The 17,781-nt window shown below is 66.3% G+C and carries 28 protein-coding genes and 3 pseudogenes; 17 read left to right on the top strand and 14 right to left on the bottom strand.

The features are described 5' to 3' along the window. Positions 1 to 2 precede the first annotated feature (2 nt). From grpE to OG698_RS41115, 9 genes and pseudogenes are all read left to right on the top strand, one after another. The gene (grpE, locus tag OG698_RS41155; protein ID WP_406109269.1) at positions 3 to 497 is read left to right on the top strand and encodes a nucleotide exchange factor GrpE; all 495 of its coding nucleotides are present in this window, start codon (positions 3 to 5) and stop codon (positions 495 to 497) included. A gap of 341 nt (positions 498 to 838) precedes the next feature. Next, the gene (locus tag OG698_RS41150; protein WP_406109267.1) at positions 839 to 1,009 is read left to right on the top strand and encodes a hypothetical protein; all 171 of its coding nucleotides are present in this window, start codon (positions 839 to 841) and stop codon (positions 1,007 to 1,009) included. Positions 1,010 to 1,121: 112 nt separating this feature from the next. Then, positions 1,122 to 1,880: a GvpL/GvpF family gas vesicle protein gene (locus OG698_RS41145; RefSeq protein ID WP_406109266.1), complete on the top strand. Its 759-nt coding sequence runs from the start codon at positions 1,122 to 1,124 to the stop codon at positions 1,878 to 1,880. Next, entirely contained in the window at positions 1,880 to 2,128 is a 249-nt protein-coding gene (locus OG698_RS41140; protein ID WP_406111568.1) for a gas vesicle protein, read from the top strand. The genes OG698_RS41145 and OG698_RS41140 overlap by 1 nt, the downstream gene beginning before the upstream one ends. Then, positions 2,106 to 2,511 (top strand): annotated as a pseudogene (locus OG698_RS41135) (gas vesicle protein K). The gene OG698_RS41140 and the pseudogene OG698_RS41135 overlap by 23 nt, the downstream one beginning before the upstream one ends. 341 nt (positions 2,512 to 2,852) lie before the next feature. Then, the gene (locus OG698_RS41130; RefSeq protein ID WP_406109264.1) at positions 2,853 to 3,068 is read left to right on the top strand and encodes a CsbD family protein; all 216 of its coding nucleotides are present in this window, start codon (positions 2,853 to 2,855) and stop codon (positions 3,066 to 3,068) included. Between the two features lie 102 nt (positions 3,069 to 3,170). Beyond that, positions 3,171 to 3,297: pseudogene (locus OG698_RS41125) on the top strand (transposase); the annotation flags it as partial. 217 nt (positions 3,298 to 3,514) lie between these two features. Continuing rightward, complete coding sequence (locus tag OG698_RS41120) at positions 3,515 to 3,688, top strand: hypothetical protein (protein WP_406109262.1); 174 nt, start codon at positions 3,515 to 3,517, stop codon at positions 3,686 to 3,688. A 155-nt stretch (positions 3,689 to 3,843) separates the two neighbouring features. Next, complete coding sequence (locus tag OG698_RS41115; protein ID WP_399972587.1) at positions 3,844 to 3,999, top strand: DUF6131 family protein; 156 nt, start codon at positions 3,844 to 3,846, stop codon at positions 3,997 to 3,999. 115 nt (positions 4,000 to 4,114) lie between these two features. Here the strand turns inward: OG698_RS41115 and OG698_RS41110 are convergent, their stop codons facing one another. The 12 genes and pseudogenes from OG698_RS41110 to OG698_RS41055 all read right to left on the bottom strand — a co-directional run bounded on the left by OG698_RS41110 (position 4,115) and on the right by OG698_RS41055 (position 11,089). Then, entirely contained in the window at positions 4,115 to 4,393 is a 279-nt protein-coding gene (locus tag OG698_RS41110) for a gas vesicle protein K (protein ID WP_406109260.1), read from the bottom strand. Next, the gene (locus OG698_RS41105) at positions 4,390 to 4,620 is read right to left on the bottom strand and encodes a gas vesicle protein (protein ID WP_266678019.1); all 231 of its coding nucleotides are present in this window, start codon (positions 4,618 to 4,620) and stop codon (positions 4,390 to 4,392) included. Before OG698_RS41105 ends, OG698_RS41110 begins: the two co-directional genes overlap by 4 nt. Positions 4,621 to 4,623: 3 nt before the next feature. After that, the gene (locus tag OG698_RS41100; protein ID WP_406109259.1) at positions 4,624 to 5,427 is read right to left on the bottom strand and encodes a GvpL/GvpF family gas vesicle protein; all 804 of its coding nucleotides are present in this window, start codon (positions 5,425 to 5,427) and stop codon (positions 4,624 to 4,626) included. 43 nt (positions 5,428 to 5,470) lie between these two features. Then, the gene (locus OG698_RS41095; RefSeq protein WP_406109258.1) at positions 5,471 to 5,815 is read right to left on the bottom strand and encodes a gas vesicle protein; all 345 of its coding nucleotides are present in this window, start codon (positions 5,813 to 5,815) and stop codon (positions 5,471 to 5,473) included. Next, positions 5,808 to 6,884: an SRPBCC family protein gene (locus tag OG698_RS41090; RefSeq protein WP_406109257.1), complete on the bottom strand. Its 1,077-nt coding sequence runs from the start codon at positions 6,882 to 6,884 to the stop codon at positions 5,808 to 5,810. Before OG698_RS41090 ends, OG698_RS41095 begins: the two co-directional genes overlap by 8 nt. Before the next feature lie 6 nt (positions 6,885 to 6,890). Beyond that, on the bottom strand, positions 6,891 to 7,772 hold the full coding sequence (locus OG698_RS41085) for a histone protein (protein WP_406109255.1): 882 nt from the start codon (positions 7,770 to 7,772) through the stop codon (positions 6,891 to 6,893). 7 nt (positions 7,773 to 7,779) lie between these two features. Further along, the gene (locus OG698_RS41080) at positions 7,780 to 8,034 is read right to left on the bottom strand and encodes a gas vesicle protein GvpG (protein ID WP_100592667.1); all 255 of its coding nucleotides are present in this window, start codon (positions 8,032 to 8,034) and stop codon (positions 7,780 to 7,782) included. Position 8,035: 1 nt separating this feature from the next. Further along, positions 8,036 to 8,785: a GvpL/GvpF family gas vesicle protein gene (locus tag OG698_RS41075; RefSeq protein ID WP_406109254.1), complete on the bottom strand. Its 750-nt coding sequence runs from the start codon at positions 8,783 to 8,785 to the stop codon at positions 8,036 to 8,038. A 3-nt stretch (positions 8,786 to 8,788) separates the two neighbouring features. Next, positions 8,789 to 9,253 carry a gas vesicle protein GvpJ gene (gvpJ, locus tag OG698_RS41070; RefSeq protein WP_116501122.1) on the bottom strand — a complete coding sequence of 155 codons (465 nt, stop codon included), beginning with the start codon at positions 9,251 to 9,253 and terminating at the stop codon, positions 8,789 to 8,791. A 32-nt stretch (positions 9,254 to 9,285) separates the two neighbouring features. Continuing rightward, positions 9,286 to 9,606, bottom strand: coding sequence for a gas vesicle protein (locus OG698_RS41065; RefSeq protein ID WP_406109252.1), 321 nt, complete (start codon positions 9,604 to 9,606; stop codon positions 9,286 to 9,288). Positions 9,607 to 10,009: 403 nt separating this feature from the next. Continuing rightward, entirely contained in the window at positions 10,010 to 10,351 is a 342-nt protein-coding gene (locus OG698_RS41060) for a hypothetical protein (RefSeq protein WP_406109250.1), read from the bottom strand. Positions 10,352 to 10,506: 155 nt separating this feature from the next. After that, a pseudogene (locus OG698_RS41055) lies at positions 10,507 to 11,089 on the bottom strand (RNA polymerase sigma factor). A 199-nt stretch (positions 11,090 to 11,288) separates the two neighbouring features. On the opposite strand from OG698_RS41055, the gene OG698_RS41050 reads away from it, so the two are divergent. The 7 genes from OG698_RS41050 to OG698_RS41020 all read left to right on the top strand — a co-directional run bounded on the left by OG698_RS41050 (position 11,289) and on the right by OG698_RS41020 (position 16,171). Further along, a complete protein-coding gene (locus OG698_RS41050; protein WP_406109248.1) occupies positions 11,289 to 11,774 on the top strand; it encodes an Asp23/Gls24 family envelope stress response protein in 486 nt (161 codons plus the stop codon). Positions 11,775 to 12,141: 367 nt separating this feature from the next. Continuing rightward, positions 12,142 to 12,435: an Asp23/Gls24 family envelope stress response protein gene (locus tag OG698_RS41045; protein WP_406109247.1), complete on the top strand. Its 294-nt coding sequence runs from the start codon at positions 12,142 to 12,144 to the stop codon at positions 12,433 to 12,435. A gap of 237 nt (positions 12,436 to 12,672) precedes the next feature. After that, entirely contained in the window at positions 12,673 to 13,173 is a 501-nt protein-coding gene (locus OG698_RS41040; protein WP_406109245.1) for a DUF6286 domain-containing protein, read from the top strand. A gap of 20 nt (positions 13,174 to 13,193) precedes the next feature. Then, positions 13,194 to 13,799: an alkaline shock response membrane anchor protein AmaP gene (locus OG698_RS41035; RefSeq protein WP_406109244.1), complete on the top strand. Its 606-nt coding sequence runs from the start codon at positions 13,194 to 13,196 to the stop codon at positions 13,797 to 13,799. A gap of 428 nt (positions 13,800 to 14,227) precedes the next feature. After that, on the top strand, positions 14,228 to 14,917 hold the full coding sequence (locus tag OG698_RS41030) for a HemK2/MTQ2 family protein methyltransferase (protein ID WP_406109242.1): 690 nt from the start codon (positions 14,228 to 14,230) through the stop codon (positions 14,915 to 14,917). After that, positions 14,901 to 15,143: a CDGSH iron-sulfur domain-containing protein gene (locus OG698_RS41025; protein WP_406109241.1), complete on the top strand. Its 243-nt coding sequence runs from the start codon at positions 14,901 to 14,903 to the stop codon at positions 15,141 to 15,143. The genes OG698_RS41030 and OG698_RS41025 overlap by 17 nt, the downstream gene beginning before the upstream one ends. A 14-nt stretch (positions 15,144 to 15,157) precedes the next feature. Continuing rightward, positions 15,158 to 16,171, top strand: a complete 1,014-nt coding sequence (locus OG698_RS41020) for an iron-containing redox enzyme family protein (RefSeq protein ID WP_406109239.1) — start codon at positions 15,158 to 15,160, stop codon at positions 16,169 to 16,171. Positions 16,172 to 16,348: 177 nt separating this feature from the next. Here the strand turns inward: OG698_RS41020 and OG698_RS41015 are convergent, their stop codons facing one another. Together OG698_RS41015 and OG698_RS41010 are read right to left on the bottom strand one after the other, a co-directional pair. After that, positions 16,349 to 16,573 carry an HAD family hydrolase gene (locus OG698_RS41015; protein WP_406109237.1) on the bottom strand — a complete coding sequence of 75 codons (225 nt, stop codon included), beginning with the start codon at positions 16,571 to 16,573 and terminating at the stop codon, positions 16,349 to 16,351. Between the two features lie 552 nt (positions 16,574 to 17,125). After that, a complete protein-coding gene (locus tag OG698_RS41010) occupies positions 17,126 to 17,263 on the bottom strand; it encodes a hypothetical protein (protein WP_406109236.1) in 138 nt (45 codons plus the stop codon). Here OG698_RS41010 and OG698_RS41005 point away from each other — a divergent pair. Then, positions 17,262 to 17,750: a DUF5753 domain-containing protein gene (locus OG698_RS41005; protein ID WP_406111566.1), complete on the top strand. Its 489-nt coding sequence runs from the start codon at positions 17,262 to 17,264 to the stop codon at positions 17,748 to 17,750. The two genes, OG698_RS41010 and OG698_RS41005, sit on opposite strands and share 2 nt — an antisense overlap. Positions 17,751 to 17,781: the final 31 nt, after the last annotated feature.

The raw sequence follows: 17,781 nt of genomic DNA, 5'->3' as shown, positions 1-17,781 counted from the left end.
CCATGGAGAAGGAACGACTGCCGGTCACAGACCTCTCACTGCGGCGCCAGCTCGAGGAGCGCACGGCCGACCTGCAGCGAGTGAAGGCGGAGTACGACAACTACCGCAAGCAGGTACGGCGAGATCGCATGGCCGTGCGGGAGATCGCCGTCGCCAACGTTCTTCACGCTCTGCTTCCCGTGCTGGATGCCGTCGACCGCGCGTGCGAGCACGAGCCGATCACGCCGGGTCTTGACGACATCGCCGACACCCTGCGAACCCAGCTCGGCTCGCTGGGCCTTCAGTCGTTCGGCGAGACGGGCGACGCGTTCGACCCCGCCTTCCACGACGCCGTGGCCCATCATGTCTCCTCGGACGCCGACCGATTGGCCTGTACGCAGATCCTCTGCCTCGGGTACCGAGTCGGTGACCACCTGCTGCGTCCGGCCCACGTGGAGGTCGTCGGACCGCCTCGACCCGAAGGGGATCCCCACCTCGGGCATGACACAGGGATCTGAGCCGATTCGGAACGGATGGGGCGACAGCACATCATGCTGCCGGCCTCGGAGTTGGGTGCCTCCTCCCAGCGACGGTCGCTGCGGCACCCGATTTCTTACGCAGACGGATGCGGTCGGCGGGGGATGACCTCCTGACTACCCGGCAGAGACGCTGCCACCCACCCCGGTGCCCCACGGCTCGCACCGCGCCCGCGCGCCCACTCTCGCTCTGCCGCCACCTTCGTGAGTCGGCACCACGCTGCAGGTCGACGGGGCCCCGCGTCGCTTGATCGTCGACACGTGCACGACGCTGCTCGACGCTCTATGCGAACGGCTGGGGGTGACGAGCCCCAACAAGGGCTGTGACCACGCCGATACACCACATCACTGCCAATGCGGACGTCGACGAGATCAAGGCGCACTGGCTTCCTGAGCGAGACGCCCATGTCAATACCATGAGGTCGAAGGGTATCGGGGAGATCGGCATCGTCGGCACGACCGCCGCGGTGTGGAACGCGGGGTGGTACGCCTGAGGTGTGCGCGTACGAGACCTGCCGATCATGCTGGACGAGGTGCTGCGCGCTGGAGGAGCGGCCGGCATGGTGTCCACACCACCGCAGGAAAGCCTCACACAGTTGTCGGGGCATGGATGCTCAGAGCGCATCGAACGTCGACGGGAAACCGTCCGCCGTGGGGCCACCACAACAACTGCCTTCCCCTAAAGGTCCGCAGGAAGATGATGGCGGTCGTCCTCGTGGAAGCTCAGCGCGCCACGGGCGAAGTGCGGACATGGAGTGGCTGGAGGCCGTCGCCCGCGCCCACCACGGCGTCATCGACGCCCTCGCGGCCCATACCGACGTTCTCCCTCTGCGCCTGGCAACCGTCCATCTCGACAACGCGCGCGCCCGTGAGGTGCTCGACGACCGAGCGGCGGTGCTCGACGAGCAGCTCACTCGGCTCGCAGGTCACGTCGAGTGGGGTGTCAAGATCTACGCAGACCCCTCGGCTCCAACTCCCGCCCCAGCCACGGCCGAAGCCGGCGCTCTGTCCCCGAGCCGGGCCTATCTTCTACAGCGCAGGGCACAGAAGGGTGTCCGTGACCAGGCCTACCGGGCTGCGCAGCAGGCTGCCGAGCGGGTGGAAGCAGCCGGGCGCCAGTTCGCGGTCGGCCGTGCACGTCATCGTGTCCAGCAGGGTGACCTCGCTACCACGGGGGACGAAAACGTCCTCAACGACGCGTATCTCGTCTCCATGGACCGCGCTGAGAGCTTCCGCTCCCAGGCCGCACGAGCTGCCGAGGGACTCCAAGGAGTGAGAGTGGAGGTCACCGGCCCATGGGCTCCGTACTCGTTCGCGGCAGCCTCTCCCGGGTCAGACCCTCCCATGGACGGACCAATCGCATGATGACGGCAGACGAATCGTCCGAGGTGGCCCCACTACCGGACCGACAGGTCGCCCTCATAGACCTGCTCGACCGGCTGCTCAGCGGAGGCGCGGTCATCACCGGGGATGTGGTGCTCTCCATCGCCGACATCGACCTCGTGCGCATATCGCTGCGCGCCCTGATCGTGTCCATCGGCCCGGACAACCCCTCGCCATGGCCCCCGCCCACTACAGCAGGACACAGCGATGACCTCCGAAGAACACGGTAGGCACGCACAGCGGCAAGCCGAGGTCGCTGAGGCTGCCACGCGCGCCTTCCGGTTGCCCCGCCACGCCCCGTGACCTCCCCTCGGGGGCCGAGCCCGCACGTGCACCCTCACACCGGATCAGCTCCGACCCTGACACAGCGGAACGGGACCTGGTCAGGCTGGTTCTCACGCTTGTGGAACTGTTGCGTCAGCTCATGGAACGCCAGGCGCTCCACCGGGTCGACCAGGGCGACCTCACCGAAGAGCAGGAGGAGCGCCTCGGTGCCACGCTCATGGTCCTTCACGAACGCATGGCTAGTCTGTGTGCCGAGTACGGGCTGACGATGGAAGACCTGAATCTGGATTTGGGGCCACTCGGTACATTGCTGCCGCCGTCCGCGTGACTCCATGCAGTGGCCAGGCCAAGCTTCGGCCAGACGGGTCTCGGGACTGGACCGAGCGAAGGCGGGGCCGAGGAGACGTTTGACCTGCTCGGCCGACCCGAGTGCACAAGCCTCGTTCTCGGCCAGAATCGCACTTGAGGTACGACGACCGAGGGCCGTAACGCTTTAATAGCGACGCCAACCAAAGGTTATCCCCGTAGCGCCCGCTAATTATATCGCCACGACAACCCTCGGTAGCCAATCACTCACCGACCGCCAACGAAGGAATTTTCCGGCGTCATTTCCCGGTTCTTGCCTGACAATGGAGAAGGACTCTTTTCTCAGTCGAGGAGCTGATCCATGTGGCTGGTGCGGGAAAGAAATTGCACGGCAAGGCCCAGGAGACCATGGGCAAGGCCAAGGAGAAGGTCGGACGAGCAACAGGCGACAACGAGCTGCGGATGAAGGGGACGGGCGATCGACTCAAGGGTAAAGCCGAAAAGGCAGCTGGTGAAGTCGAACAGACCGTCCGCGGAGGGGCAGAGGAAACGAAGGGAAAGATCCGGAAGCACACCTGATCTCTAGACGGACACGGGCCCCGAAGGGACTGAACTCCCCTCAGGGCCCGAGCCGTTGACGTTGAGTTCAAACGGCCACTTCCCCTGTGGACCACTGACCACCTGGTCGGCGGCTGTGCCTGGCGGGCCTTGCCGCCGCGCTTCGGGGCGTCGAAGTCGGCCGTGCACCGCCGGTTAGCCATCTGGTGCAGCCGGTGTCCGGGGCCGGCTGCACCAGAGAGTCCTTCACGCCTCGACGAGCAGGGCCTGGCAGGACTTCTGTAGCGCCGCCACGGACCATGGGCCATTCCTTCAGCGTACCGCCCACCGACTCGCCACCTCGGCGACGATGTGGTGATTCATCGTGTGCTCCTGTTCCCTTAGCACAGGAAGAGGGCACCAGTGCTTATGTTTTTATCCCCTGCCTCACGGGCACAGGGTCAGTGAGGCTCCGTGGAGGTATCGAGATGACTGCCGGAGAAAGAGCCAAGGCAAAGGCCGAACAGGTCGTCGGAAAGACCCTGCGGAAGGCGGCTCACGCAGCACACAAAGAAACCCTTGCAGCGAAAGGCGCTGCTCTCGAAGCACGGGGCATGATGCGGGGCGCGAAAGAGAACTCCAAGGGCGTCTTCAAGCGTTGACGCAATCATGACGTTGGACGTCAGGAGCTTCGCTTCCGCGAAGGCGTAAGCGGCCAGCTCTCGCGAACGGCGCGCGTGCTTGAAAACCCATGTCTGCGTCCAAACTCACGGGCATCCGACGATCAGGGAGTCGAGCTCCCGTAGCGGAGGAAAAGATGATCATCCTCGGAGTCATTCTGCTCGTTATCGGGCTCCTGGCAGGAATCGGCATTCTCTGGACCATCGGAGGCATCCTGGTGATCATCGGAGTTGTGCTGTGGATTCTGGGGAGCGTCGGGCACGCAGTCGGCGGCCGACGGCACTACTGGTGATCCATCTCGAGATCAACTTCTGCCGCATGTGCGGTCTACGCCACGAGTTCGATGGTGCAGCAGGTTCCACGTGATGGCCGGACTCGAGTCGCTCGTAGGCTGCAGGCCTGCAGCGTCAGCTCCGCGGCAGGAGCGTTCCGAGTGGCCCGAGGTCGAGGTTGAGATCCTCCGGCCGGACTCCGTGCTGCTCGCAGAGTTCTGCCATCCGCTGGTCGAGCAGCATCAGGGTGGTTCCGATCTCGTCAGCCTGCGCATCGCTGAGATCGCCTTGATCGACACGTCGAATTGCCTGCCGCTCCATCAACTGCCGGAGGAGCTCGACCACGGTGAGCACGAAGGCGACGAGGTCACGTCCCACCTTGTCGGAGTCAAGATCAAGTCGAGATTCGGTCACAACGGACCTCCGTCCGCCCAGGGCGCCGGAACGCGTTCGTTGACGGACGACAACAGAGCATGAAGCGACAGGCGCACCAGGGGAACGTCGGCGATGGCGATGACCAGGTCGCCACTGATGACCACCCCGGTGGCCAGGAGTCGGTCCAACAGATCGACGAGAGGCACCCCGATGGGGCCGTTTAGTGGCCCGGGGCTGTCCCAAGGCGCCACGTCGTCGTAGGTCACGGTCTACACCTCACCAATAAATGAGTAGGGCACCCACGGCCCCGACAGCTCGATCTCCACCCCGGTCCGTGCTCGCAACGACCGTGTCAGCAGGGCGAGTTCGTCGGCGCGCTGTTCGGCTACCAGATAGGTTGCGTTGAGGACCTGGATCCGCCGTTCCCCGGAGAGCTGGGGGGCATGCGGTCGCAACCTACGGGATGCCGTGGCGAGGAGACGGACTTCGGAATCTACCGTTTCGGCAACCTGCAGCGCCTCGTCCTGGCTCTGGTCGCGACGTTCCTGCACACCTCGCTTGCGCTCCAGGTAAGCAAGGCCGGCTCCGGGTGCCGGTCGGGACCGCTCGGCCGGCGCGGCCCTACGGCTCGAATCGTCCGGTGGGCAGGGTGGCGCATACACCTTTACGCCCCATTCGGCATGGTGCGCGATGCGCCTGAGTGCTGCATGAAAGCGGTCCGCCTCGTTGGTGAGGGCGTCCGCCGCCCTCTGCTCATCGTGGTACAGCGTGGCCAGCGGCAGGGGCACTGTAGGGCAGCAGGCGGCAGCCGCAGTGACGACGTCATGGTGGGCGCGTGCGTAACGTTCCAACTCCCGCTGGTCGGACAGGCGGGCCTGCCAGGCCTCGTCGGTGAAGTCGCGAGCTCGGACCTTCTGGACGATCGCAGTCAGTGTCTCCAGCGGCAGTATGCTCACGGGCGCCTCGTCGGCGACACCTGGCAGCCCGACGAAGGCCGACGGGTCCGGGTTCCGGCAGACCGCGAACACGTAGGTGGCGTGGGCGTCCGAATGCTCAGGGCCGCGCTCCGTCATGTGCCTCGGTTCTCCTTGCTGGATGGGGAATTTCGCTGCGGGGTCACTTGGGTCGCTGCTCGGGCGATTCGTCCTTCGTTTTGGATTCGAGCGCCTCCAGACGTTTTCGCAATGCGCGATTCTCGTCCTGCAGGGCGCTACGGGAAGCGCGCGAGCTGAGTGCCGGGTCGGTTTCCCACCAGTCGATTCCGGCCTTCTTCGCGGTATCTACGGAGGCCACGAACAGGCGGATCCGGATGGTGAGCAGCTCGATGTCGAGGAGTTCGATCTTGATGTCCCCGGCGATCACGATCCCTTTGTCGAGAACACGTTCGAGGATGTCGGCGAGATTGGTGGTCTGCGGGCCGGAGGCGGGATAGGACGTCTGCCGCAAGTCGACGTCAGTCACGACGCCGCCTCTGTCCTCGTCGCTTCTTGGAAGCAGACTCGTCCTCCTCGTCCTCCTCCTCGTCCTCCTCCTCGTCCTCCATCTCGTCTTCGTCCTCGTATTCGCCGTCGGCGTCGGCGTCGGCTTCTTCGTCCTCCGCTCCCTCGTCCTCCTCGTCCTCCTCCTCGTCCTCCTCGTCCTCGTCCTCGTCCTCGTAGGCACCTTCGGCTTCGTCCTCGTAACCGGAGTCGGCGCCTTCCTGCTCAGCGTCCTCTTCTTCCATGGCGTCCTCGTGCGACACGACGACTTCACCGTCACGGATTTCACCGCGCCAGCCTTCGGGTTCTTCATTGGTGAGGCTGACGTACCGCTGGAAGTTCTTGAAGTCCAGTCGCATACGGCGCCCTTGGGCCCGCCATAGGTTGCCGGTCTTCTCGAAGAACCCTGATGGGTAGTACTCCACGACGAGGACGATTCGGGTCAGGGTGGGTGCCAGTTCATGGAAGCTGACCGCGCCGCGAGTGGTGCCCTTGGCTCCTTCGGAGGTCCAGACAATACGGTCGTCGGGAATCTGCTCCTGAACAGTCGCTTTGAAGCTGCGCGAGGATGGGCCGACTTTAACCTTCCAGTCGCTCCCGACCTCGTCACTCTTCGAGACGTCGCGAACGCCCTTCGCGAAGCTGCTGAATTGGTCGTATTGCGTCCAATAGTCGTAAGCGTCACGCAGGGGCACCCCTACATCGAGAACCTCGATGATGTTCATGACCTTGCCGCCGCTGGACTTGCGTTTCCCCTTCCCCCCGCCGAAGGCGTCCTTCACCTTCCCCACGACGTTGTCCTTGACGCCCTTTGCTTTTTCTGAAACGAATGCCTTCACCGGAGAGTCACCCTGCAGGATGCGGGATCCTATCGCCGGAAGCGAACCGGACTCGGACGCGTCGGTGAGCTTCTCGGTCACGTCCGTCAGTTTCTCTCCCGCCTTCTCGGCGAGATTTTCCACTTGCGCGGAGAGGAACTTGGTCAGCTCTTCGCGGAGCTGGTCCATACCCGAAGCTTCCTCAGTGGGTTGGTCTTTCTCCGTCTTGGTCATGACTGGCTACCTCCGACGATCGGCGCGCTTGGATGCTGCTCGCTTCGATGACGTCGTTTTCCTCGCCGCGGTCTTCTTGGCGGGCGCGGACTTCTTCGCCGCGCTCTTCTTGGCCGCAGTCTTCTTGGCGGGCGCGGACTTCTTCGCCGCGCTCTTCTTGGCCGCAGTCTTCTTGGCGGGCGCGGACTTCTTCGCCGCGCTCTTCTTGGCCGCAGTCTTCTTGGCGGGCGCGGACTTCTTCGCCGCCTTCTTCTTGGACGGCGAAGCCTTCTGCGGCGCGGCTTTGGCTGCCCGACTCTTCTTCGCGCGGGCGGGTGCGGCCTTCTTGGATGTTGCTGCTGCGGATGCCCTGCGGCGCCGCTGCGGCCGCGCCTCCTCTTCAGGCTCTTCCTCCTCTTCCTCCTCTTCGTCCTCCTCCTCGTACTCGGCCTCCGGCTCTTCCTCTTCCTCTTCCTCGTCCTCTTCCTCGGCCTGGTCCTCTTCGTACTCGGCCTCCGGCTCTTCCTCTTCCTCGTACTCCGCGTCTTCCTCTTCCGGCGCGTACTCCTCCTCGTCCTCTTCGTCCTCGTCCGCGATCTCGCCGAGCCGGGCCGTGCGATCGCTGATGGCGCCGGCCAGCGTGCTCATCCCGCGGTCGGCAGCGGCAGCCACTGCCTGACGCCCCGCTTGGAGGACTTCCCCTCGCAACTGCTCCTGCAGATCAGCAAACTGGGGAATCTCCCCCAGTTTGCGCATCCCCTCGGCTGCAAGCTGGCGAGGTTCAAGGCCGAACCTCCGGCCTGCCAGATAGGTCGCAATGGACAGAGCCATGCGGCCCTTCTTCGTTCGCCCCAGCACGTAGCCGCCCACTACAGCAGCAGCAAGCGCCACCTTTTCCTTTTCATTCATGAGCCTGTCACCTTCGATCGTTCGGAGCGGGACCAACCCGTGTGGAATACAGCCGATCGAGCAGTCGTTCCTCTTCTCGTTCGAACTCCTCCAAGCTGATGTCCCCGTCCTCAAGTTCACGGTTCAGCAGAGCCAGCTGGGCGCGGAGCACTCCCGGGTCGTGCAGCTCTCGCTCAGCTGCGTCGTTGAGTTTTTCTGCCACCCAGATCACGCCGCGGACCGGCGCAATGGGGAGTGTGAGAATTCCGGTGATCAGACCCATGTCAGACTCCGACAGTCCGAACAGAAGCGCTTTCAGCGGAGACAAAGCTGTAGCAGGGCAGCGGGCCGGCAAGACGCAACTCAACGCGTTCACGGTGTGCCTCAGCGAATTGCTCTACCGTGCTTCGGAAGCCGTCGCTGTCGCCACGGCCCACTAGGAACGACACGTTGAGCACGCATCCGTGGACCTCCGGTCCCGAGGCCACGGCACGCGCCCTGGAAGTGAGCTCGCGCAGCACTTGCCGGCCGGCTGCGGCGGCCCTGCTTTCCAGAGCGCTCGCGACGGCTTCGCCCAATCGGACGTTGGCTTCGTAGCCGGGCCTGTGGCGCGCCTCATCTCGCAGGCGGCGGACGTTCTTGTCCTCCGCAAGGAGGCTTCGCAGCGCATTCTGTGCCGGGAAGGCCTTGACGTTGACCTCGACCCCGTCCGCGAGATGCTCAAGTACAGCCACGTGGTCCGCCTCGCAGGCTGCCAACTGAGCGAGTACCGTCTCCTCGTCCGGTGCCACCATCCCAAATCGCATGGGAAGAACGGGGCCTTGGCCCGTGAGGCGCAGCAAAAGGTCCTGATGAGCCATAAGGTCGCGTCGTCTGGCGCGGAGGTTCGCGGGCGCGTCGCTGACGACAGCGGCGACCCGGCCCTGCCGAATGACTCGCAGATGGGCGGCAGGGCTGCCCACACCGCTTGAGTCCGTCGGCAGCGGTTTTCCCGCCCGAATGATCGCGTATACGTATACCCCGTCGGTTGTCACAACTCAGGCCTCCGCCGGACGTCGACGCGAGCTGCCACGGGCAGGAGCACGCCGCTTCCGTGGCCGTTCCTGCTGCTCTTCCTCGTCGTCGTCCTGCTCGTCGGAGTCGTCGTCGCGGCCTCCGACTGCCTTGCGCACGGTGTCACCCACGGTCTCCGCGGCCTTGCGGACCTTCCGTTTGCCGATGGACTTGGCAGCACTGCCGCTCAGTAGCTCAGGAACGGTGGTGCTGCCCGAGTCCCGTTCCAGGTCCAGCCGGTTGCAGGCCTCGGCGAACCGCAGGTAGGTGTCCACACTCGCTACAACGATGCGCGCGTCAATCTTGAGGATCTCGATGCCGACCAGGGAGACCCGGACGAACACGTCGATCACCATGCCCCGATCGAGGATGAGTTCGAGCACGTCGTACAACGTGCCGGCGCGCGGTGGGCACGCCACTACCTCATCGGAGTAGGTGGTCGCAGGCATGGGGCGTCCTTCCGATTGTCGACAAACCAGAGTCACTCATCGGCGGATCCGCGCCGATAGCGGCGGACCCTGCAGTACTCCATGAGTTCACCGTCCTGGTCGAGCTGCACCTCGTACGAGGCGAGAAGGCTCGTAGTGTCCGGAATCCGGGGCAGCTCAAGGACGTCCACGACGACGCACCAACCGTCATCGTTACGCTTCACGGCCGATACGCCCTCCGTGGGATGGCCGATGAGCCCTTCCAGGCTCTGGCAGGCAGCCCGCGCGGCTTGGCCTGCTCCCCGCATGGGCGGTGAGCGGCGTGCGGCTGTCGTCGAGGACTTCCCGGCACGCGGCCGACGTTCTTCTGCCATGAATACAAGTCTGACCAATGTCGGGCTTAGCGCACTTCGAGCGGAGCAGACGAGCGCACGCGTCGGACCGGGTTGCTCACGTCTCAAGGCCCGTCACCTGCTGATCCGGGCATTGGTGTGCGGTCGGCAAGCTATTGGCCACGTCAGCGTCCCCGGGGGGCTGTTGACGTAATACCTGCTGGGCTTCTCATGCTTCCAGAGGATCCGGCCGTGGTTCCCACCTGAGACTGCAGGACGGTCAGGCGGCTTTCCGGGCCGCGGCCACCCCACTGTCGCGGCGGCGATCAACCTCCGGTCTGCGCGGAAGCAGCAGCGCGGAATCGCCGGCGGCGCCGCTGCGGCGGTTTGACGAAGGGCGACGGAGCGCACCGGACACGGCTCGGTCTGCTGCAGTTGGGTACGGCTACACGGATGCGTGGTGGACCTCGACCACCGTGATGTCGACGGCGGTCACCACCATGCCCAGGACATGGCCGCAGGTGTCTGCCACTGAGCGGCGCACCAGTCCGGCCGTCTCAGGCAAAGGGCGGTTCACTTCGGCGGTCAGGGTCATGATCACGCGCACACCCGTGAAGAGGTCAGATCGGGCAAGGCGACAACTGACGGTAGTGACGCCGGGCACCTCGTCCGCTGCACGCCGCAGCACGGCGGACGCGGCGCGCTCAGCTATCCGCAGGGCGTGCGTTTGGCCGCCGAAGGGCAGTGTCGACCCCGGCCACACCTGATCATGGATGATTTTGGTCATGACGCGGGCGATGAGGCGCTGCGTGCTGGGCGGTTCCCGTTCCCGCAGGGTCTTCGTCGCTGTGTCCAGTGCCGGGTCTTCGACGGAGTCACCGGGCCAGCCGTCAGACGGCACGAGCAGGCAACCGGGGGGCGGAGGCTGGGCGGGTTGGTCGTCTAGCGCCACGGGCCCATCATCTCCTTCAGGGATCGGCGTGCCCGGTACAGCCTTCCGCGGACCGTCTGCTGGCTGGTGCCAGTCACTTGGGCGATCTGTTCGTAGGGCAGTCCGTGCAGTTCCCGCAGGATCCAGCACACCCGCTGACGGGGCTCAAGGGCGCCGAGCGCGTCGGCCAGGGCGCTGGCAAGAGCATCCGCTTCAGCTGCCTGGGCGGGCGAACTGTCCACACCGGCGGTGGGTTCCGCCACTGCATTCAACGGTACCGGTGCCGGCCGCCGGCGCAGAGAATTCAAGCAGCGGTTGACGGTGATGCGGTACATCCAGGTTGCTGAACGCGCAGGCGTGACGGAACTCGGGCAGGCGCCTCCAGGCGCTGATGAACGCGTCCTGGACTGCGTCCTCGGCGTCCTGGAGGTTGCCCAGTGTGTGGAGGGCCAGTGCGAGCAGGAGGCGGCTGTGGCGTCGCATCAGGATGGCGAAGGCTTCCTCGTCGCCCTCACCAGCACGCGTCGCCAGCAGATCGTCGGGTGCGGTGAGCAGTCCATCGGCCGTGCCGGAGGCAGGGTGCCTGAAAGACAGGTAGTCGCTGGCACCTTGGCGCGAGGAAGGACTGGTGCTGCTCTTCACGCCTGCACCTCCTTCCCGCTTTGTCACGAGTGCCCGGCTCAGCAGTCATGAGTCGATTTATTGATTTATGTGACGATTTCCCACCTGGCTGTGTCGAACCTTGTGACGGGCATTGTGATGGTGCCCGCATCGACTGATCGAGGTGACTGCCATGACGGATACCACCGACCGTCCCCCTTCCGAGCAGGACGGCCCTACGGAAACTGCGACCATGCTGAAAGGGCCGACAGGTGCTGGCGCCTCACCCGAAACCCGGGGCAAGACCACCATCGCCGACGGCGTCGTAGCCAAGATCGCGGGGACGGCCGCCCGCGAGGTACCCGGTATCCACAACCTCGGCGCGGGCGTGACCCGTGCCATCGGAGCCGTTCGTGAGCGCGTCCCTGGTGGAGGGACCGGCGGCGTCAGCCGCGGTGTGAAGGTCGAGGTAGGCGAGCGCCAGGCCGCAATGGACATCGATGTCGTCGTCGAGTACGGCTTCGCCATCGTCGATGTGGCGGCTGAGGTACGCGTCAATGTCATCTCTGCCGTGGAGCGCATGACGGGGCTCGAGGTCGTCGAGGTGAACCTCGTCGTCGACGACGTGAACCTGCCCGACGAAGACGACGCAGAGCCAACCGAGGGCCGCGTCGAATGACTTCCGGCTACCGGCGGTGCTCCCCCTGGCGGGAAGAAGCGCGCCCGAGGTGGCAGAACACCCAAGGGACAGGTGAGTGAGCGATGAATCCGGCAACAGTGGGTCTGGCAGCCGGAATGGCACTGGGATTCGCCGGATACTTCGGCGGCTTCTGGGCCTTCCTCCTCGTAGCCGTCCTGGGTGCGGTGGGCTTGGTCCTAGGTCTCGTCCTGCAGGGCGACGCCGACATATTCACTCGGCGGCAACGGTGAGTACTGCCCCCAGTGCCAACGAGTCGTCCAAACACCCGGACGGCCGGTATGCGAACGGCGCACAGCGCCCACCGCCGCCCGCGGAGCGCGGCGCGACGGTGATTCCTGACCGGGTCGTGGCACGCATCGCCGCGAGAGTGGCCGGCACAGCCCTGCACCGGATCACCGGACCGCAGCACCCGCTGACGGACCTGGCTGCACCCGGCGCTCACGCGACTGCGTACAACGGGACGGCACAGCTAGCGCTGTCCGTGGATCTTCCCTATCCCACAGATATCACCGCCACTTGCCGGCAACTGCAACGCGAGGTCACCGAACAGGTGGCCCACCTGACCGGTCTGGACATCAGCGAGGTGATGGTGACGGTGCGGCGGCTGGTTGTCGCGGGTCAGCCAGGTCGCGTCCGCTGATCCCGCAGCCCAACTACCTGCGCCTACTCAGCACCGGCCTTGACCGGAGCAGCAAACACACCCGACAGACGACGGAGGGCGGACACCATGACGCTGTCACACCGAACCGCCTCGACCGGTCAAACAGCCGGAACGGACCGGCCCGATATCCGCGCTCCCGCGACAACGCCCTCAACGTACGACGGGCGAGGGGCGAGATCACCCCGCCTGTGGTCCGCACGCCGCATCCCGGCCGCCGTGGTCGCTCTGGTGGCGTTCTGCGCCATCGGAGCCCTGCTGTACGACGTGATCGCGGTGCGCGCGGGACACCGCTCTGGAGCATGGCGCACCCGCATCGCCGAGGAGATGACCACCCGGCCCGTCGACGACCCCTGGCTGCTGGCCACGGGCGCCGTCGCCGTCCTTCTCGGCCTGTGGCTACTCATCCTCGCCCTCACACCCGGGCTGCGCCGACTCCTGCCCCTGCGGGCACCCGAGGAGTCCACGGAGATTGGGGCCTGGCTAGATCGCAAGGGCGCCGCAATGGTGCTGCGTGATGCCGCAATGCGGGTCCCCGGCGTCAGCCATGCCCGGCTCCGGGTCAGGCGCCGCCGTGTCATAGCCCGCGCGGAGGTCGGCTTCCGCGACACTGCGGTCGTCCGCAACGACCTCACCCAGGCTCTGCAGGAGCAGTGCCGTCAGCTCGCCCTGGTGCACACCCCACGGCTGACGATCCGCCTACGACACCACACCCGCTGAGGCTGCCCCGGGAGCGCGCCATGAACGGTCGATCCACACTGAACCGTCTCCTCCTGTCTCTTTGCGGCCTGGTGCTGCTAGGAGGCGGCCTGCTGATCCTCACAGCCGGGTTCGACCTCTACCGCCGGCTTCACGTCGCGCCGCCCGCCGGGTGGCCCGTGGCCGCGCCTCACGACGTCCTGCTCAGCAACGCCGACCGCGTCCACTGGAGCGATCAGGGCTGGTGGTGGTCGGCCGCCGTCATCGCCGTCCTGGTTCTGGCAGCCGCCTTGGCCCTCATCTGGCTTCTCGCACAGCTGCGTCACCGCCCCAGCGCAGTACACCTGGGTGGGACGCCTCCACCCGAAAGCGTCGAGCTGCGAGGCCGTGCCCTCAGCGACGCCGTGACCTCCGAAGCGCGTGCTCTGCCCGACGTCAAGCAGGCCAGCGCCCACCTCGCCGGACGGGCGGCGGGCCCCCAACTGCATGTGGCGCTCACGCTGACGGACCACGGACTGCCCGCCCCCGTCCTGCAGGCCCTGTGCCATGGCCCAGTGGCCCACGCACGCGAGGCCACTGGGTTGGCCCATCTACCCGCCCGAGCGCACCTGAACGTTGGCAGGCACAAGGCGCGCCGTGCCGAATAGAGGCGCTGCCACCGAGTGCGGTGAAAGGCACGGACCGGCCGTGGGGGCTTCGTCGTCGCTCCGTCGGGGTGGGTGGTTGTCAGCTCAGTCGAGGGTGGCGAGGTGACCGGCGTCGCCGCCCCGCCACTCGATGAGGGAGATGGTCGCGTCGTCGGCGCGCTCCGTCGTGCCTGGAAGACCAGGTCGGTGTAGGCATCGTTGGTGACGATCATGGTCTGCGACCTAGCCGGCGAGTCTACGCAGCAACCGCCGGTCGTCGTCGCCCACAGGTGTACCGCGAGCACCTCTGCTTGAGGTGCCGCCGCAACCCGGCGCCGCTTCGGCAGCACAACCACATCCACCACAAGAGGCCGCACGTGTGGATCTCACCCCTCAGGGCACCCGGTGCCACAGTAGTCACGCACGATGTCCACACGGAGTGGAATCCGATGACCGCAGAGGCCCAGTCAGCACCGGCTCCGTCGCGCCCGCCCCGCTTGCTCACGCCGCCCGGCGTGTACGCACCGCAGAGGGACACGCAGATACTCGTCCAGGCGCTGTGCGGGGAGAACATAGGGCCCACCACCGGTGTGCTGGATCTGGGGACCGGCAGCGGAGCGCTCGCCGTCCAGGCCGCGCGCATGGGAGCCCGTGTGACCGCTGTCGACATCTCGTGGCGTGCTGTGTGGGCCGCGCGTCTCAACGCGCGCCTGTCACGGCATCACGTCACCGTCCGCCGCGGAGACCTGACCAGCGCGCTACAAGGTCGCGCATTCGACATCATCGTCAGCAATCCGCCGTACGTGCCCTGCCCTTCGGTCGGCCTGCCGTGTCGCGGCAAGGCACGCTCGTGGGACGCGGGACCCGACGGACGCGCCTTGGTGGACCGTATCTGTGACGCCGCCCCCGCAGCCTTGCGGCCGGGCGGAGTCCTGCTGCTCGTGCAGTCGGCGCTGTCCGGCACCGAGGCCACGCTCGAGCGGCTCGCCGGCACAGGACTCCACCCCGCCGTCGTCGACCGAGCCCGCATCCCCTTCGGCCCGGTCCTGCGCTCCCGGACGGCATGGCTGCGCCGCCGAGGACTCGTGGGCGAGGAGAGCTGGGAAGAGCTGGTGGTCATCCGTGCCGAAAAGTTCTGAACGCGCGCGCCACGTCACCGTCGACCCTGACGGACCCTTGCTGGTGGAGGGCCCCGTAAAAGTAGTAGTTGACGACGGCGCCGTATTCGTCTCGCAACGCTTCACCGTCGCGATCTGCACGTGCCGGCGAAGCCGTAACTACCCGTGGTGCGACACCAGTCACAGGCGCCGCACGAAACCCCGGACCGACCCCGCACCCCCGCCCGCATCGGACTCCGAGGCCTGAGGAAGGACCCCCTCATGCATCCGGACAGCCAGGAGCCACGCGGTCAAAGCCCTCCACTTCCCCAGCCCCGGGGCGACTTGTCGAGCACAGTCCTCAAAGCGCTCGGCGGCGCCGCCACGGCGCCACTGCCGCTCGCATCGCCGCGCACTGTCGACCCATACGGAGACGATCTCCAGCTCGCTCTCTACGTTCTCTACGAACTGCACTATCAGGGCTTCGACGGCGTCAGCGACGAACACGAGTGGAATCCGGAGCTGCTCGCCCTGCGCGGTCTGCTCGAACAGCGCTTCCTCGACGCGCTGCGCACTCACGTGCCGCCACGGACCGATGCCGACGAGGCCCTTGCCCCGCTTCTGGTGGAACCCGTCGGTCACGACGAGTCGAGCGTCAGCCACTACCTCCAGAGGGACGGCACGTTGGAGCAGCTCAGGGAGTACGCGGCCGTGCGCTCCCTCTATCACCTCAAGGAAGCCGACCCCCACGCCTGGGTCCTCCCCCGTCTGCACGGCCGCGCCAAAGCCGCCATGGTGGCCGTCGAGTTCGACGAGTTCGGCGCGGGACACCCGGAGGACATCCACGCCCAGCTCTTCGCCGACCTCATGACGGACCTCGGCCTGCGCACCTCCTACGGGCACTATGTCGAAACGGCTCCAGCGGAAGCCCTGGCCACCGTCAACGTCATGTCTCTGTTCGGCCTCCACCGTGCTCTGCGCGGAGCCCTGGTCGGGCACTTCGCCGCTGTCGAAGTAACGTCGCCCCCCAGCTCGCGGCGACTGGCCTCGGCCCTGCGGCGTACCGGCGCGGGACCGGCCGCGGCCCGCTTCTACGACGAGCACGTGGAGGCCGACGCGGTCCACGAACAGGTAGTGCGTCGCGATGTCATCGGCGGGCTGCGAGCAAGCGAACCCATGCTCGAGCCAGACATCGCCTTCGGCGTCCAAGCCACCGTCCTCTTGGAAGAACGCCTCGGACGACAGCTCTTGGGAGCCTGGCGCGATCAGCGCAGCGCGCTACGCACGCCGTTGTAGCAGCTGACCCGCCAGTTCGGTCCCCCTCCTGGCCAGCAGGGCCCTTTCGCTCCGCGCCACTTGAGGCGCACGGGCCCGGGCCGCGCATTCGACCGGCTCGCCGTCCTGCCGTCGCCCGAACGGTCGCAGCTCGGCGGAATCTCCGCGTCACGCGCGGCGCATAGCCTGGCGGGAGCCCTAGTAGTGGTGGCTTCCGCGCTCACGGGAGGGACGGTGCTGCGGGCCCCGCAGCGCGGGTGTTCCTGGGATGGGGGTGCGCCCGCCTCGGGTGGCTGCCTTCATGTCCCATACCCTGTCCCCGACGAAGACTGCCTCCGTGACGGCCACTCCGACGAGTTCCAGCGCTTGGTGAACCGGATCGGGTGCGGGCTTGCCGGCCGCGACGTCATCGGCCGAGGCCACACCGGCGATGACGTCATCCGCGTCGACTGCCCGGCATAGAGCCTTGAGTTTCGCACCCCCCGACAGAGGCGGCCAGCACGACAAGCCTGCCCCGGTCTACGAGGGTGCGCAGCAGGTCCTGGGCTCCGTCGAGAGCGGGGAGCCGGTCAAACCATGTGCCGTACAGCGTGTCGTGGGCGGCTGCGAGGGCCTCGTCCCCGTCACGGCCGTCGCCCAGCAGACGGGCGATGAGATCGCTTGCGCTGAGTCCGATCGCCCGATGGAGGTTCAGGGCGTGAAACAACGTGCACCGGCGCAGACGGGACGGATGAACGACCGACCGCACGGGTTGGCCTGTTCAAAGTTTTCGCAGTGCGGGCAGCAGACGCGTCTCCGCCCAGTCGATGAAGGGGCGCTGGCGGCCGGCTCACCGGCGAGCAACTCGCCCGACAACTCGGCTGGCACAAGTCGAAGGTCAGCAAGCTCGAGAACGGCAAACAGACAGCGACACCACAAGACCTCACCGCCTGGGCACAGGCCACCGGCCACGAGGACTCCATCGCGGGTCTCCACTCACAGCTGGCCGGGTTCGAGTCCCTCACCCGCTCCTGGCGCCGCCAGCTCGCCGGCGGCCACCGCCCCGTACAAGAAACGCTCCTGGCCGAGCACGAACGCACCCACTCGTTCCGCATAGTGGGAGAACTCCGCCATCCCCGGCGTCCTCCAAACACCGGACTACGCACACGCCATATTCACCCACTACACCGAACTTCGCAGCGTTCGCCCTGACACCGAGGAAGCCGTACGAGCACGGCTCGAACTGCAGAAATGGATCTACGCGGGCACCAAGGAGTACCACGTCGTGCTCTGGGAAGCCGCCCTGTACGCCCTGATCTGCTCACCCCAGACCCTCGCCCTGCAACTGGAGCGACTGGCCGGACTGGTCGGGCTCAACACGATGCGACTCGGCGTCGTCCCGCTCACCGCATCCCTCAAAATCCCACCAGGAAACGGCTTCTGGATCTACGACGATCGCCTCGTCGTCGTCGAGGACTGGCACGCCGAACTCTGGCTCGACACCACCGACAGTGTCACGGCCTACGAAAAGGTATGGGACACGCTCACCGAGTCCGCGGTCTATGGCGCGGACGCACATCGCAGCATCCTGCGCGCCCGACAGACTCTGAGACCACGATGAATTGCTAGGAAGTTTCGTTTGGATCAGCTGG

Source organism: Streptomyces sp. NBC_01003 (assembly GCF_045162695.1).
Taxonomy (GTDB): domain Bacteria; phylum Actinomycetota; class Actinomycetes; order Streptomycetales; family Streptomycetaceae; genus Streptomyces.
This window is presented reverse-complemented; position numbering and strand designations above follow the sequence as displayed.

What these genes read in the sequence shown, in the direction of transcription:
- OG698_RS41080 (WP_100592667.1), bottom strand. Translation starts at nt 8,034, where the DNA reads ATGGGTCTGATCACCGGAATTCTCACACTCCCCATTGCGCCGGTCCGC.
- OG698_RS41065 (WP_406109252.1), bottom strand. Translation starts at nt 9,606, where the DNA reads ATGGCAGAAGAACGTCGGCCGCGTGCCGGGAAGTCCTCGACGACAGCC.
- OG698_RS41010 (WP_406109236.1), bottom strand. Translation starts at nt 17,263, where the DNA reads ATGGCGGAGTTCTCCCACTATGCGGAACGAGTGGGTGCGTTCGTGCTC.
- OG698_RS41085 (WP_406109255.1), bottom strand. Translation starts at nt 7,772, where the DNA reads ATGAATGAAAAGGAAAAGGTGGCGCTTGCTGCTGCTGTAGTGGGCGGC.
- OG698_RS41090 (WP_406109257.1), bottom strand. Translation starts at nt 6,884, where the DNA reads ATGACCAAGACGGAGAAAGACCAACCCACTGAGGAAGCTTCGGGTATG.
- OG698_RS41140 (WP_406111568.1), top strand. Translation starts at nt 1,880, where the DNA reads ATGACGGCAGACGAATCGTCCGAGGTGGCCCCACTACCGGACCGACAG.
- OG698_RS41120 (WP_406109262.1), top strand. Translation starts at nt 3,515, where the DNA reads ATGACTGCCGGAGAAAGAGCCAAGGCAAAGGCCGAACAGGTCGTCGGA.
- OG698_RS41115 (WP_399972587.1), top strand. Translation starts at nt 3,844, where the DNA reads ATGATCATCCTCGGAGTCATTCTGCTCGTTATCGGGCTCCTGGCAGGA.
- OG698_RS41100 (WP_406109259.1), bottom strand. Translation starts at nt 5,427, where the DNA reads ATGACGGAGCGCGGCCCTGAGCATTCGGACGCCCACGCCACCTACGTG.
- gvpJ (WP_116501122.1), bottom strand. Translation starts at nt 9,253, where the DNA reads ATGCCTGCGACCACCTACTCCGATGAGGTAGTGGCGTGCCCACCGCGC.
- OG698_RS41145 (WP_406109266.1), top strand. Translation starts at nt 1,122, where the DNA reads ATGGATGCTCAGAGCGCATCGAACGTCGACGGGAAACCGTCCGCCGTG.
- OG698_RS41060 (WP_406109250.1), bottom strand. Translation starts at nt 10,351, where the DNA reads ATGACCAAAATCATCCATGATCAGGTGTGGCCGGGGTCGACACTGCCC.
- OG698_RS41035 (WP_406109244.1), top strand. Translation starts at nt 13,194, where the DNA reads ATGAACGGTCGATCCACACTGAACCGTCTCCTCCTGTCTCTTTGCGGC.
- OG698_RS41020 (WP_406109239.1), top strand. Translation starts at nt 15,158, where the DNA reads ATGCATCCGGACAGCCAGGAGCCACGCGGTCAAAGCCCTCCACTTCCC.
- grpE (WP_406109269.1), top strand. Translation starts at nt 3, where the DNA reads ATGGAGAAGGAACGACTGCCGGTCACAGACCTCTCACTGCGGCGCCAG.
- OG698_RS41030 (WP_406109242.1), top strand. Translation starts at nt 14,228, where the DNA reads ATGACCGCAGAGGCCCAGTCAGCACCGGCTCCGTCGCGCCCGCCCCGC.
- OG698_RS41050 (WP_406109248.1), top strand. Translation starts at nt 11,289, where the DNA reads ATGACGGATACCACCGACCGTCCCCCTTCCGAGCAGGACGGCCCTACG.